Raw genomic sequence first — 13092 nt, forward strand, 5'->3', positions numbered from 1 at the left:
CAGCCGCGGACCCGAGGGGGGACCATGAGCAATCCGTACGCGCATCCCGGTGGCACCGGACCGATACCGCCGGGGCCGCCCGGACCGCCCCCCGCGCACCGCCCGCCGTGGACGTACAAGCGGGTCTACGCGGGCGGTCTGCTGGTCGCCCTGCTCTCCTTCGGCTGCGGGGTCGCCGGGGGCTCGGCGGACACGGGCAGCGACGCCAGGCCGGCCGGGGCGACCGCGGCCCCGACGGCCACCACCACGGTGACGGCCGCCCCCACCACCACCGCGACGGTCACCCGGACGGCGAGCCCGGAGCCCGCGGAGACCGTCACCGAGCCCGGCCCCACCGTCACGGTCACCACGACACGGACGGTCCGGCCCGCCTCGGGGTCGGACTCGGGGTCCGGTGGCGGCTCCGGTTCGGGCGGAGGCTCCGGTTCGAGCGGCGGGGGCGGGGGTTCCGTGTACTACAAGAACTGCGACGCGGCCCGTGCCGCCGGCGCCGCCCCCGTCCGCGCGGGCGACCCGGGCTACGGCCGCCATCTCGACCGGGACGGAGACGGCACCGGCTGCGAATGACACCGGGCGTCGGCGCGCCCCGGCCGTCCGCTCCTGACGGCCGTGCGGATGATCCGCGCGTATCTGCCGGGCATGAAGAGCCGGGGGTTCGGCCGGGTGCTCAATGTGGCCAGCGACCCGGCCGTGGCCATTCCGGCCGAGATGATCCACTACGGGATGTCCAAGACCGCCCTGCTCGCCGTGACCCGGGGGTTCGCCAAGGACGCCGCGGGTACGGGCGCCACGGGGAACTCCCTGATCGCCGACCCGGCGCACACCCGCGGGGTGGAGGACTTCGTGCGCGAGCTGGTGGGCGACGACCTGCCGTTGGGACGGGGTGCAGCGGGAGTTCATGCTCCGCCACCGGCCGCGTCGCTGATCCAGCGTCTGATCGAGCCGGAGGAAATCGCCGATATGGCCGTCTACCTGGCCGCTCCGCTCGCCTCTGCGACCACGGTCGAGCGGGAGCTCCGCCTCGATGAGCCCCTCGGGGTCGTACAGGACCGTGTGCATGCCGGTGTGCATAGCGGGCCGGCCGACCCACTGCACGACGGCGCGTTCGACCTGTTCAGCGTCGCGCCAGGGGGTCTTGGTGCTCGATCAGCTCGGCCTTGGAGGTGCCGTTGAGTGCCTCGACCATCGCGTTGTCGTACGAGTCCGCGACGGAGCCCACCGCGGCGGCCGCGCCGTCCATCGGCCGCTCGCTGTAGCGGATCGACACGTATCGGCTGCCGCGATCACTGCGATGGATCAGGCCCGATCTCTTCTTGATGCCCTGGCGCCACACGGGCATCTCCAGGGCGTTCAGCGGGAGATCGGTGCGCATGTGGGTCGCGAGCTGCCATCCCACGATCATCCGCGAGTACACGTCGAGGACGAACGCAACGTAGACCCAGCCGGGCCAGGTCCGGACACAGGTCAGGTCCGCCACCCAGAGCTGGTTCGGCCGTGTTGCAGTGAAGAGCCGGTTGACCAGGCCCGGCGGGCGCGGGGCGGTCGGCTCCGGGATGGTGGCCCGACGGCGCAGGCCTCGGATGACGCCCTACAGGCCGTCCTCGCGCATAAGCCGCTCGATGGTGCAGCGGGCGGCGGCGACCCCCTCGCGCCGCAGTCGGCGGTGGATCCTGAGGGTGCCACAGGTCCCACCGGAGGCGATGTAAACGGCGCGGATCTTCGTCAGGAACTGCTCGTCGCGCAAGCGCCGGGCGGACTTCGGCCGCCTGCGGCGGACGTTGCATGCCGAGACCGAGATGCCCAGCTCCCGGAAGACCGGCTCGACCCCGACGTCGCCGCGAAGGCGGTCGATCACCGCGTCGGCCTCATGCGGGCTGATCGAGCTCCTTCGCGAAAAACACCCAGGCGGCTTTCAGGATCTCGTTCGCCCGCCTCAACTCAGCGTTCTCCCGGCGGAGCTGGGCGAGTTCGCTCTTCTCGGCCGTGGTGAGCAGGTCAGATCGCTCGCCCCGGTCGTCCTCGGCCTGACGGACCCATTGCCGCAGGGCTTCCTTCACCGTGAGCGACGACGCCGACCTGCAACCCTTGACCGACCGACTCGCCGAACTGCATCGCGGCGAGGTGCTCCGCACGGTCACGCACACCTTCGACGGTGCCCGGTTCCGCGGTGACCCGGCGTTGGGCGACGGCGCCTGGATCGCCCTCGGCGGCGTTTCCGGGAGCGACCGGGCCGTGGCAGCCACCTGGAGCGACCTGCGCACCGCGCTTCTCGGGCTCGGACGCTCTGCCCTTGTCGACGCGGAGGTCAACCACCCTGTCCTGAGGACTCTCGCCGACCTTCTGGGCGGCGAGCCCACCGACTGGCCGCTGACCGCCCTCAGCTCCCCGTTCGGCTCCGCCTTCACGGTCGAAGCCTTCGATCGGAGCAGCGCCGGAACACTGCTCTGCCTGCCCACCGCCTCCTTCGACGGAGCCTCCACGCGTCGGCTGGTCGATCATGTCCGAACAGTCGGCACGGCCTTCGGGTTCAGCCCGGGGATTTCCCTCAACGCCATGAACGAGCAGACCGTCCAAGCCACAGTCGACGTCTCCTTCGACCGGAGCGAGCCGGACCGTGTCGAAGCCGCCCACGCCTGCCTGGACGAACTCCAGCGCGTCCTCTGGGCCGACGGCTTCCACCCCTACCGGGTAGGCGTGCAGACCTTGGAGCGACTCCCCACCTGGGCCGACCCGTTCTGGCGCACCACTGCCCGCCTCAAGCACGCCCTCGACCCGACCCTCACCATCCCACCGGGCACAACCTGGCCTAACGAGCTCGTGCACGGCAGGCGGTGAGGCGTTGAGCCTGAATGGTTGATCATGGTCAGTGGTGGGGAACTCAACGCGTGGGGTGATCATCAGTAGTCGGCGGATCACAGGCCTGACCGTGGGAGTGGTTGCTGAACTCGTCGAGGAGATCGACCCGTTGTGGGGGGGACGTCACCAGGCGCGGCTTGCCGCCCGGCCGCGGAAGCGGGCCGTGGGCGCCGGCGCGAAGCACCGCATGGTTTTCGTCGACGGCTCCTGGCCACGCTCGTGCACCTCCGCCACGGAGTCACTCATGACGTGCTGGCCTGCTGGTTCGGCGTGGACGGCCCGACCGTCACCCGTGCCGGGCTAGGTACGGCCCCTGCTCGCGGAGCGAGGATGCACCATCAGCCCTGGCGTGCGGCTGCGGACCCTGGCCGAGGTCGTCGACCATCTCGGCCAGGCCGGGAATGCCGCCATCGTCGACGGGACCGAGGTCCGGGTGCGCCGCCCGGCCGTCGGCCGGAAGGACCGGGACAGGTTCATCTCCGGCAAGAACAAGCAGAACGCCGTGAAGGCCATGGTCCTCACCGACGGGGACGGGCGGCGGCTGTTCTGCAGACCGACCAGATCAGGCAACTGGACGGACATCACCCACGCCCGGGAGTTGGGGCTGGTCAAGCTCCTGGCCGACGGTCCTGCCGTCGAGATCCTTGCCGACGCCGGCTACCAAGGACACGGAGCACAGACCGGCGGACGCGTCGTGGCGCCACCGCACCGCAAGTTCAAGAAGAAGGCCCCGGACTGGTACGAGGAATTGCACGAACGCCAGCGCAAGGCCCACTCCTCACGCCGCATCCGGGTCGAACACGGCATCGCCCACCTGAAGAACTGGCGGGCACTGGCCCGCCACCTCGGTCGCCGAGAGCACATGGACGACACCGTCCAGGCCATCGCCGGCCTACTGTCCCAGCAGCAGACCGCAGACCGGACCCCGGCCTGGCAGGCGTGAGCATCGAGACTCCACCGAACCCTGCGACCTCCCAGCGCTTACCGTGCACGAGCTCGTTGCCAACCAGCCCGGAGCACACGCAGTTGCGTACAGCGGGGCGGCTGAGGCGACGTACTCCGGCCCCAATCCTGAGTAGGCACAGCTCTGTTGACACTGGGCTGAGGTCGGCAGGATTGTCCCGGCTTCGGCGAGGGAGCAGCCCTTGCTCGTAGTCATTGAACTCGGTCTACTCAAGGGAAATTCAGAGTGAAGGCAAAGGTAAAAGCAGGCGTCGTAATCGGCTCGGTCCTGACCGGCCTCTGTTTCACGGCAAGCCCGGCCCAGGCTGTTGCCAATGAAATACTGTGCGGGACTCCTGTCCAACTCGGCCCGAAGACTGCCGTTCAGTCTTGTGTCGAGCGATCAGGAAACTGGGTGCGAGGTACTTCTCTCTTGCTCAACTACGGAGAACGGCCTGCGGTCATGCGCACCGATGCGGTGCGCATCCTCTACAAGGTGGAGTTCGATCACAAGCCTTGCCTTACCGGCATCGGGACCGTGACTGTTCCGCGTTCGGGAAAGCTCCTGCCAGGCGCAGTAACCTGCACTACGGACTGGATCAAGCCGCCGAACATTCATCTGGCGGTTCGGATCAAGGTCGAGGCCACGGACGTTCACTGGGCGGAACGAGGGACAGCCATGTCCCCCTACTCGGAGTCGCCGACGCCGCCTCCTCTCGGAGGGTGACACACCTCCTGACCTTGTCGGACGGATCGCAGGCGGTGGACCTGACCACCAGCCGCGGCTCCTGCCCATAGGCGCCGGACCCGTGCCCCGTCCCGCCGCGTACGCTTGGTCCCGCGGGGTGCACCGCGGGACTGTCGGCCGTCATCCGCGTTCAGGAAGCGCGCAGCAGCACCGCGATGTTCTGGGCCCCCAGGCCGAGCCCTACCAGCGCGACGTACTGGGTGTCCAGGTCCTCCCAGTGTTTGGCCAGTGTGACCCCGACAGACGCGTGCGCCATGTTGCCGTACTCGGTGAACGTATCGATATGTCGGTAGGGCCGGATTCGCGCCGCCCAGTGGTCGAGCAGCAGACGCGACGACTGGTGCGTGATCAGCGTGACGTCCCGAGGCCGGACGCTGTGGCGTCGCAGCAGGTCGCGTACCAGTCGTACCGGCCCGTCCATGCCCGTAGTCAGGTACGCGCGACGGCCGGAGTCGTCGGAGATCCTGAACGCGGGACGCCCGGCCGCCGGGTCCCATGCCATGGTCATGGCGCCGAACTCGTCGCTCAGCACCTCGGTCCCCGTGTCCACGATCTCCAGCCCCGTGGTCGACCTGCCCACGAGGAACGCCGTCGCGGCGTCGCTGATGTAGTCGGCGAGGGGATGGCCGGGGTCGACGGAATGACTCATGCGACTGCCGACGGCCACCAGCGCGTGCTCGCTGCGGCCGATGGTGACGCCCTCCCACGCATGCATGATGCCCAGCAGCAGGTTGGCGAACTCGCCGTTGACCGGCACGGTCAGGCACCGCGACGACAGGCCGAGGTTCCGGTGGACGACGAACAGCCCGTTGGGGAACAGGAACTCCCCGAGCGAGACGTATCCGTACAGCCGGTCCACCCTGCCCGCGTCGAGCCCGGCGCCGTCCAGAACACGGCGGCCGGCGTCCACCACGAGGTCCTCGATGCTCTGCCCGGGACCGAGGACACGGCGCCCCGCCTCACCCGTGAACAGATCCGCCTGCTGATGCCCAGCGGCCGAAGCCCCGTCGAGCGTTCGGACCGTTCGAGGGGGAGCGGCGGGCGGTAGCGCGAAGGAACCGCCGATGAGCCGTACCGCTTCCCGGCGCGAGGACGAGTGCCCGGCCTTCAACGATCGCTCCCCACGGTCGCGAAACGCTCACCGTAGGGCGGCGGTTCCAGGTGGTCCACGGCCGCTGTCAGGACGTAGGGTACGCCCTGCCTGGCGGCCTGCTCCAAGGCGAGCGGGAGTTCCTTCAGGAGCTGCCCCGGGGAGTCGATGCGCACAGCTCGCGCGCCGAGGGAGCGGGCGAACTCCCCCAGATCCACTGAGCCCAGGTGGTAGAACGGATCGTCCAGATCGGCACCGCTTTCCCAGGACTCGCCGTGGTTGACCATCCCGAGGTAGCCGTCGTTCAGCACCACGTAGACCACACCCAGCCGCTGCCGGGCAGCGGTCGCGACCTCGGTTCCGTTCATCAGGAAGGCCCCGTCGCCCACGAGGGCGACAGCATTCCGGTCCGGCCGCGCCGCCTTCCCGCCGATCACGGCTCCGCACGACCAGCCCATGGTCGCCAGGCCGGTGGGGATGAAGATTCGGCCCGGGGGGTCCACCGTCAGGTATCGGGTCGCCCAGCCGGTGCAGTTGCCCATGTCGACGAAGACGTCCGTGTCGGGCCCCATGCACTGGGAGAACTCGCTGATCAGTACGGAAGCCGGCAGACGACCGGTCGAGTCGGTGTGGGCGACCTCCGGCCGCTCGCGCACCGGGAAGCCGCGGTCAGACTTCCGCCCCGCTCTCCCTTCGGTCGCGGCGTGCAGATCCCTGATGAACGCACCGGCATCGCCCGTAATCGCGTGATGCGCCGGTACGACCTGCCCGAAAACAGTCGGGTCGGCATCGACATGAACGATGACCCGGGCATTTTCCAGACCGGCGGTATTTCCCCCTGTCGCCCATTCTCCGAGCCTGCTTCCGAGAACGATTAGAACATCGATTCCTTCCGCACTGTACGCTCGGGCCGCCCGGCTGCCGGCGAGCCCGAAGACGCCAAGTGAGAGCGGGTGGCTTTCCGGAAATATTCCCTTGGCGCGCACACTCGTGGTGACGGGGATATTCATTCGCTCGACGCACTGCCGGAACTCGTCACCGTAGCGGGTGAGCGCACGACGGGCGCCACCGCCCAGAAAGAACAGAGGGCGCCGGCACTGGCGGAGAACACCCGCGAGCTCGTCCCCCGCCAGGGCGCCGGGCGGGCCGCCGGACGCCTCCGGGGCCGGCTGCACAGACAGCGATTCCGCCGCGGGCGCGCGAGAGACGTCGCTGGGGACGGCCAGGTGCACGGCACACCCCTGGGACGTCGCGAGTGACAGCGCCCGTCTGAGCAGGCGAGGGAGGCTGGCGGAATCCGGCACGCGTGTCGAGTAGCCGGTCGCGTGGCGGAACAACGCGGCAGTGTCCACACCGCACTCCGATGTGCTCTCCTGCACGGCCGTTGTCCCGGTCCGGTGGGCCGGCACTTGGCCCGAAACCAGCAACAGGGGCACGCCGTCCAGGTGCGCCGCCGCAACACCGGTGAGCGCGTTGGTCGCGCCGGGCCCCGCCGTCACCAGGCAGACTCCCATCCCTCCACCCGACCGGGCATATCCGTCGGCCATGAACGCGGCCCCGGCCTCGTGGGCGGCTACCACCATCCGAAGGCCGGGATGTGTCCGGATTCTCTGCATGATGGGGGAAATAGCTCCCCCGGGCACGCCGAACACGGTGTCCACACCCGCCTGGACGAGATGCTCCAAAATAAGCGAAGCCCCGTTGAGGGTGCGCGAATGAGCGTGCTCATGACCTTCGGTAGGCAATCGGAACTCCCTGCGCGGGGTGAAATCCCCATCGGGCCCTGAGGGCGGATCTCTGGAATGAGAAGTGCCGTCCGTACAGGGAGATCTTTCAAGCCGCACGGCAGAGGTGGATGAGTAATCGATACCTACACGGCGGCCGGCCGCTTTGCCGGATACCCGGTTTTCCGCGGCACGCCGTTGCAAGAGGTCCCCCGAACGGCAGGTGGGCCGCCCCGGTCGACGGGGCAGCCCACAGCGGCGCGACAGGCGGGGGAGCCAGTTGCCGTTCGCCGTCATTATTGGATCATGAAATCCGCAGGCCGTACATAAGCAGCCACTACTCAACTACAGTGCTCCGCAAGCGAGTTGACAACACCCCGGAGCCCGGGCGTACATCGCTGCGCCGCCTGGTGGGGGCCGGTGGCCTGGACCCACCGATTACCTATTGTCTCTTTTTTGTTGATTTAGGTACTGACTGCTCAGGGATTCCGCAGTGCGCAGAGGTGTGCTGGAGGCAGAGGGAATGTTCCGGCGCTTGAGCGGATGGTGGTCTCCATGTCGAGTCCCACGGTTGTACGTGGCGGGCAGTCGCTGACCGCCGAAGCGGGCGGGGCCGAGCAGAGGACGTTCGGTCTGCTGCTGGACCACGGCCCGCTCGCGCCGGCGACGGCACGGCATGAGGCCCGCGGGGTGCTGGAGCAATGGGGGCTGGGGAAAGATCACGTGTACGACCTGCTCCTGGTGATCTCGGAGCTGGTGACCAACGCGGTGACGTACGCCCTGCCGCCCGTGGTACTGCACCTGCAGGCAGCGGCGGACAGCGCGGGCCATGTGCAGGTCCACGTCAGCGACGGCGGCCCGCGCCTGACCGCCGCCGGTTGGGCCGCCGACCGGCCGGACGCCGAGCACGGGCGTGGCGAGGCGATCGTGGCGGCCCTGGCGGACCACACGGGAGCCGGCCCGGGCACCGATGGCCTGATCGATCACTGGGCCGACCTGCCGCCGGCCTGAACCGTCCCAGCGCATTCCGCAGGAGAAGCCCCGCAGTCCTACCGGAGAAGGCCCGGCAGGCGCGGCCCTGCCGTCAGTTCAGCCAGGGTGAGCCGTCGGTGATGCCGAAGTTGGCGCTCTCGTAGGTGTTCATGCCGGGCTGCGGCATCCACGCGTACGCCCGCACGCCGCCGAAGACGCGGTTGGGCGTGGCGGGTGAGTCGTCCTTCACCCACGGCGACGTGCAGGACTTGTACTCCCCGGCCCTGATCTCGCCACGGAAGCAGCTGTTGTTCGGATACCAGTTGATCAGTTCCTTCCCACCCTGGTTCGGCGTGCCCATTCCTTCGCCGACCATCCTGGTGAACTGCAGCTCACGCGAACCCCAGCGCCCGTAGTTGTGCCCGAAGTTCGTCGTTGTCCCCGAGCCATTGAAGACGGTCAGGGTGCCGGCGAAGTACTCGACGCCGCTGGTGACGGTCTTCTGGATGCACGTCTGCATCCACATCGACCGATGGACGTTGCCGCTTGCGGGGCCCTGGTACTGGTCGAACGGCATCCACACACCACAGCTCGTTTGCTCCCCAGCCGCGGCGGCGGGAGTGGCGGACGCGATGGTGGAAGCACCCACCGTACCGAGCCCCAGCAGAACAGCGGTCGCCATCCTCATAACCGATTTCATCCCTTACCTCCATGTAAACATTGCCGCGTTTCGACCGTGGACCGTGACAACCCTCGTCCATCAGCTGCCACGAAACCTGAGTACCCGTCACTCATCTGTAGGTCCGGTGTCTTCTTCTCACCGGTGTGAGACTGGAGGCATGTTCACTCACGTCCTCACCGCAGCCGGTGTGCTCGCCGTAGTGACCGTGGTGCCCGGACCGGACATGGCTGTTGTGACGAAGCGGGCGGTCTCCGCCGGCTGGCGGGACGGCCTACGGACAGCCGGCGGCATCACGGCTGGGCTCCTTGTGTGGGGTGTGCTCACGATTGGGGGCCTCGCCGCGGTGCTGGCCGCGTCCGCGGCCGCGTACACCGTGGTCAAGCTGGCCGGTGCCGCCTACCTGATCTTTCTCGGCATCCAGGCGCTCCTCCACAGCCGGCGTGGTCGGGCATCAAACGCGGACTCACCCCCCGCCGCCGCACCGTCCGACAGCGCGTGGCGGACCGGCTTGGTCAGCAACATCTTCAACCCCAAGATCGCTGTCTTCTACACCGGCCTGCTGCCGACGCTGGCCCCACCCGGGCTGTCCCCGCACATCGGCATGGCGCTGCTGGTCCTCATCCACGCGGCGTTGACCGCAGCATGGCTCGGCGGCTACGTGATGCTCCTGGCCAAAGCCCGCGCCTTCTTCCAGAAGCCTTCCGTACGCTGCGCGATGGACCGGATCACGGGCGCCGTCCTGATCGGGTTCGGCCTCAAGGTCGCCGCGACCCAGCCCTGACCGGCTCCGCTGCCGGTTTCCGTGGTGAGGCCGCCTGCCGGCTGCGGAATCGCCGCGCGGGAGGGGGCGGCGGCCATCTGTTCGCGGGTCCAGGCCCTCAGGGGGCCATCGCTTCCGGACCTGGGCGAAGCTCACCTCGGATCTGACCGCCGAGATCTACGGCAAGGGCCGTATCGTGGTGGACTGCCGGATCTGGAACGGGTCTGCTCGCGGCTCATGGGCCACTGTGACCGGCACCCCGGCCCGAGCAGCCGCTCGGCGACATCCGGGCTGCTCGCCGCCGGGGTACGTACCGGCTCCGACACCGGACCGAGCAGCACCACGACGTCCTCGGGGTGGCGTGTTCGGCGAAGGTCTCCCACGGCGCGGTGGGAACCCCGCCGGTGCGGGCCGCCTCCGTATGCGCGGCGGGCACGATCCGGCACAGGCGTCTCTCCCCGGCCCCGCCCCGCGTGAGGAGGGCCGACCGCAGCGGCGCCTGCACCACGTGGCCCCGCCGCGGACCGGCGCCCACCACCACCCCGCCCCCCGCCCGCCCATGCCCCTCCGCCTGCCCCTGCTCCAGCTCGCCCGGCCCCTGGTCCTGGTCCGCGGCGGCCACCAGGTCGCCGCCCTCCTCCGCCTTGGGCGTCGTTTCCTTTGGTGGTTTGGCTCGTTGTGGTGGGCATGGCGAGTCTCGCCGAGCGGCTGGTGCCGGAAGAGTTGTGGGAGCTGTTCCGGCGCGTGGTGCCGCAGACGGTGGTGGTACGGCCTCAGGGTGATGGCCGTCGACGAGCCGGGGACCGTGAATGTCTGGCCGCGATCGTGTTCGTCGCCGCGTCGGGCTGCACGTGGCGGCAGGTGCCGTCGGTGTTCGGCCCGGCCTGGCCGACCGTCTACCGACGCTTCGCGCGCAGGAGTGTTGACCGGGTGTGGGCCCGTCTCCACCGCGTCGTCCTGGACGAACTCGGTGCCCGGGGAGGGCTGGACAGGTCGCGCTTGGCCATCGACTCGGTGAGTGTCCGGGCCCTCAAAGGGGGCTGCTGACCGGACCGAATCCAACCGACCGTGGGAAGAACGGATCGAAGATCCACCTCGGACCGGTCGGGCCTGCCGGTCGAGGTCGCGATCTCCGCAGCGAACACCCACGACAGCCTCGCGCTGAAGCCGCTCGTCGCGTCGATACCGCCGATTCGCAGCCGCAGCGGACCACGCCGCCGACGGCCCGACAAGCTCCACGGGAACAAGGGCTACGACTGTCCTCACCTGTGGCAATGGCTCCGCAGCCGCGGCATCACCCCGCGGTCGCCCGCCGGGGCATCGAGACCTCACAGCGACGTGGACGTCACCGATGGGTCATCGAGCGGACCATGCCCTGGCTTGCCGGTTGTCGCCGGCTCCACCGGCGCTACGAACGCAAGCCAGAGCACTTCCTTGGCTTCACGGCCGTCGCTACCGGCCTCGTCAACTACCGACGACTCACCAAGCGAAACGGCGCCCAGAAGGGTCCTGGCCAGCGAGTCGGCCGACCATGCCCTCAGAGGTTCCGGCGACGGACTGACCAGACAACGACGCCGAGCCATTTGACTGCCACCAGCGGCGGAAGCGGGTCCATGAGCGGCGCCTCCAACGCATCCGGACGGGCGACATGAGGGTGGACCCGCGGGAGCGAGGCGGGAGGACAGAGGATGCGCGCCAGCCTGCTTCCTCGACAAGCCGGTGCCAACATGGACCGGCTGCGGATCGTGGACGGAACCTTGATCCCGGTCCGCGACCGCATGGTCGGGCCTCCTCCCGCAACTACCGGCTCTCGGCGAACGAACAGGGCATCATCGACGCCGGAACCCCGCCTGGTCACCGCCTCGGCCCGGCCGGCACTGTGGAACGAGGCCGACGCCCACGTCTGTCCCGAATCGGGCCTCCCGGCCGCGCGAAATGCCGAGTGACCGTGCGACGCACACGGCCTGTGGGAAGGTCGGTGCGCATGTACACGTCGGCATGGTGAATGGCAGGTGGCCACCCTGTCCGGGCATGCCGTCCACCTCGTTGGCGCGGACGACACATGTGGATGAGTAGTAGTTACTCTTCCCGACGGCGATTCAGTCTAGTATTTTTAACGTCGACATTCAGTATTATTGAAATAAGGACACACGAAAAAGATGCTGAAAATCTTGACCCGCCGATTCACTTCGGCGGCCATAGGTTCATTCTTGCTCTTGATTTGGTCTCTAGTAGCTGCACCTTCTGCTTCTGCTGTCACTCCGGGATCCAGTTTCACCTCAGGTGGCATGATCTGTCACACGGAAGTGATTGCCATATATGATCCCGAGCTGGACGATGCCATGGTGACATGCTCGGGTAGACAGAACGGATCATGGCAGGCTTACGCTCGGTGCAACTACAGCCCCTTCTACTACAACGGCGGATACGTCAGCAATTATGATGGCAAGACCCACTGGTCGCGTGTTGTTTTGAATTGCTGGGCCGGAGTGGCGGACATCACCATTCGATGGGCCTAACTTGGGCTTTAACCTCTGGGGTGGCCTGGCTAGTCCCCGGCGAAGACCAAGTGGCTGCCGGGGGTCGCGGCACAGGCTTCCAAGTAGGTGGTGAGGGCGCGAATCGCTTCAGCTTCGGAGTCATCGGTGCAACACTCCAGAAGATCTGGGATCTCGCGAAGCGCGGCCGCGGCCTCTTGCTCGTTGAAGATCGTGTCGTTGTACGGGTCGACCGTCCAGAGCTTGCCCGACGTGTTGCGGGGAATCTTGGCGATCAGCTGAGCCAGTGCCTCGCTGAGTTCGTGAGACTGCCGGATCAGCGTGGCTCTGCGCTTTGACCGGCGACTGGGCCAGAACGGACGGCCGTCGTGCAACTGCAGATCGATCCCCATCACCAGATTATGTCGCGGCCTTCTCCCACTTCGCCCCTGACTCACGAGGTCGAATGGCGCGTCGAACTTGATCACTCGGTTCGGTAGCCGCCGCAGCGAAGCGGCCTTCGTCTGAACATGTACTCCGACCAAGGAACACACACGTTCAGACGAAGGCCGTGAGAATGACTCTGCTGCATGGTGACGTCCGCCGGGAGCGTTGGCGCGACTGCCACGCTTCCGGGGCGAGTTCTATTCGTGTCTCACCTCTCGTTCGGACGCGTTGTTCGAGGCGGCCGACGGTGTCCTGTGCGGTGACGGGCCGGTCAGATCACTGGGCCTTTTCCAACCTCAGGGTCTGGTGCAGGTTCGGGTGACAGGTTTGGTCACGCGGCCTGGAGGTCCGGTGTGGTCATGACGGTCTCGTATTCGACGGGTGTCAGGCGGCC

General features: G+C 68.0%; 13 protein-coding genes and 3 pseudogenes. 9 read left to right on the forward strand and 7 right to left on the reverse strand.

Annotation, left to right across the window (positions count from 1 at the left end):
* Window positions 1-24 precede the first annotated feature (24 nt).
* The gene (locus ABZ457_RS24365) at window positions 25-567 is read left to right on the forward strand and encodes an excalibur calcium-binding domain-containing protein (RefSeq protein WP_359160883.1); all 543 of its coding nucleotides are present in this window, start codon (window positions 25-27) and stop codon (window positions 565-567) included.
* Between the two features lie 48 nt (window positions 568-615).
* Window positions 616-1173: an SDR family oxidoreductase gene (locus tag ABZ457_RS24370; RefSeq protein ID WP_359160926.1), complete on the forward strand. Its 558-nt coding sequence runs from the start codon at window positions 616-618 to the stop codon at window positions 1171-1173.
* Here ABZ457_RS24370 and ABZ457_RS24375 read toward each other — a convergent pair.
* The 3 genes and pseudogenes from ABZ457_RS24375 to ABZ457_RS24385 form a co-directional block, all read right to left on the reverse strand.
* Window positions 1115-1477, reverse strand: a complete 363-nt coding sequence (locus ABZ457_RS24375) for a DDE-type integrase/transposase/recombinase (RefSeq protein ID WP_359160886.1) — start codon at window positions 1475-1477, stop codon at window positions 1115-1117. The genes ABZ457_RS24370 and ABZ457_RS24375 overlap by 59 nt on opposite strands.
* Window positions 1478-1588: 111 nt before the next feature.
* On the reverse strand, window positions 1589-1855 hold the full coding sequence (locus tag ABZ457_RS24380) for an IS3 family transposase (protein ID WP_359160889.1): 267 nt from the start codon (window positions 1853-1855) through the stop codon (window positions 1589-1591).
* A gap of 40 nt (window positions 1856-1895) precedes the next feature.
* Window positions 1896-2057: pseudogene (locus ABZ457_RS24385) on the reverse strand (IS3 family transposase); the annotation flags it as partial.
* A gap of 1 nt (window position 2058) precedes the next feature.
* Between ABZ457_RS24385 and ABZ457_RS24390 the strand changes: the two are divergent.
* From ABZ457_RS24390 to ABZ457_RS24400, 3 genes are all read left to right on the forward strand, one after another.
* Complete coding sequence (locus ABZ457_RS24390; RefSeq protein WP_359160892.1) at window positions 2059-2835, forward strand: hypothetical protein; 777 nt, start codon at window positions 2059-2061, stop codon at window positions 2833-2835.
* 370 nt (window positions 2836-3205) lie between these two features.
* The gene (locus ABZ457_RS24395) at window positions 3206-3799 is read left to right on the forward strand and encodes a transposase family protein (RefSeq protein WP_359160894.1); all 594 of its coding nucleotides are present in this window, start codon (window positions 3206-3208) and stop codon (window positions 3797-3799) included.
* Window positions 3800-4045: 246 nt separating this feature from the next.
* Window positions 4046-4525: a hypothetical protein gene (locus tag ABZ457_RS24400; protein ID WP_359160897.1), complete on the forward strand. Its 480-nt coding sequence runs from the start codon at window positions 4046-4048 to the stop codon at window positions 4523-4525.
* A gap of 151 nt (window positions 4526-4676) precedes the next feature.
* Here the strand turns inward: ABZ457_RS24400 and ABZ457_RS24405 are convergent, their stop codons facing one another.
* Together ABZ457_RS24405 and ABZ457_RS24410 are read right to left on the reverse strand one after the other, a co-directional pair.
* Entirely contained in the window at window positions 4677-5657 is a 981-nt protein-coding gene (locus ABZ457_RS24405; RefSeq protein ID WP_359160900.1) for a 3-oxoacyl-[acyl-carrier-protein] synthase III C-terminal domain-containing protein, read from the reverse strand.
* Entirely contained in the window at window positions 5654-7381 is a 1728-nt protein-coding gene (locus tag ABZ457_RS24410) for a thiamine pyrophosphate-binding protein (RefSeq protein WP_359160903.1), read from the reverse strand. The genes ABZ457_RS24405 and ABZ457_RS24410 overlap by 4 nt, the downstream gene beginning before the upstream one ends.
* A 534-nt stretch (window positions 7382-7915) precedes the next feature.
* On the opposite strand from ABZ457_RS24410, the gene ABZ457_RS24415 reads away from it, so the two are divergent.
* Complete coding sequence (locus ABZ457_RS24415; RefSeq protein ID WP_359160906.1) at window positions 7916-8371, forward strand: ATP-binding protein; 456 nt, start codon at window positions 7916-7918, stop codon at window positions 8369-8371.
* Between the two features lie 73 nt (window positions 8372-8444).
* Here the strand turns inward: ABZ457_RS24415 and ABZ457_RS24420 are convergent, their stop codons facing one another.
* Window positions 8445-9014 carry a hypothetical protein gene (locus ABZ457_RS24420; RefSeq protein ID WP_359160909.1) on the reverse strand — a complete coding sequence of 190 codons (570 nt, stop codon included), beginning with the start codon at window positions 9012-9014 and terminating at the stop codon, window positions 8445-8447.
* A gap of 157 nt (window positions 9015-9171) precedes the next feature.
* Between ABZ457_RS24420 and ABZ457_RS24425 the strand changes: the two genes are divergently transcribed.
* The 3 genes and pseudogenes from ABZ457_RS24425 to ABZ457_RS24435 form a co-directional block, all read left to right on the forward strand.
* Window positions 9172-9795, forward strand: a complete 624-nt coding sequence (locus tag ABZ457_RS24425; protein WP_359160912.1) for a LysE family translocator — start codon at window positions 9172-9174, stop codon at window positions 9793-9795.
* A 666-nt stretch (window positions 9796-10461) separates the two neighbouring features.
* A pseudogene (locus ABZ457_RS24430) lies at window positions 10462-11258 on the forward strand (IS5 family transposase); the annotation flags it as partial.
* Between the two features lie 246 nt (window positions 11259-11504).
* Window positions 11505-11699 (forward strand): annotated as a pseudogene (locus ABZ457_RS24435) (IS5/IS1182 family transposase); the annotation flags it as partial.
* 623 nt (window positions 11700-12322) lie between these two features.
* On the opposite strand, the gene ABZ457_RS24440 reads toward ABZ457_RS24435, so the two are convergent.
* Window positions 12323-12664: a hypothetical protein gene (locus ABZ457_RS24440; protein WP_359160915.1), complete on the reverse strand. Its 342-nt coding sequence runs from the start codon at window positions 12662-12664 to the stop codon at window positions 12323-12325.
* Window positions 12665-13092: the final 428 nt, after the last annotated feature.

This window comes from Streptomyces sp. NPDC005805, from assembly GCF_040630445.1.
In the GTDB taxonomy this organism is placed as follows: domain Bacteria; phylum Actinomycetota; class Actinomycetes; order Streptomycetales; family Streptomycetaceae; genus Streptomyces.

Coding starts and splice junctions, on each gene's coding strand:
- ABZ457_RS24365 (WP_359160883.1), top strand. CDS start 25: ATGAGCAATCCGTACGCGCATCCCGGTGGCACCGGACCGATACCGCCG.
- ABZ457_RS24370 (WP_359160926.1), top strand. CDS start 616: ATGATCCGCGCGTATCTGCCGGGCATGAAGAGCCGGGGGTTCGGCCGG.
- ABZ457_RS24415 (WP_359160906.1), top strand. CDS start 7,916: ATGTCGAGTCCCACGGTTGTACGTGGCGGGCAGTCGCTGACCGCCGAA.
- ABZ457_RS24420 (WP_359160909.1), bottom strand. CDS start 9,014: ATGGCGACCGCTGTTCTGCTGGGGCTCGGTACGGTGGGTGCTTCCACC.
- ABZ457_RS24425 (WP_359160912.1), top strand. CDS start 9,172: ATGTTCACTCACGTCCTCACCGCAGCCGGTGTGCTCGCCGTAGTGACC.
- ABZ457_RS24440 (WP_359160915.1), bottom strand. CDS start 12,664: ATGGGGATCGATCTGCAGTTGCACGACGGCCGTCCGTTCTGGCCCAGT.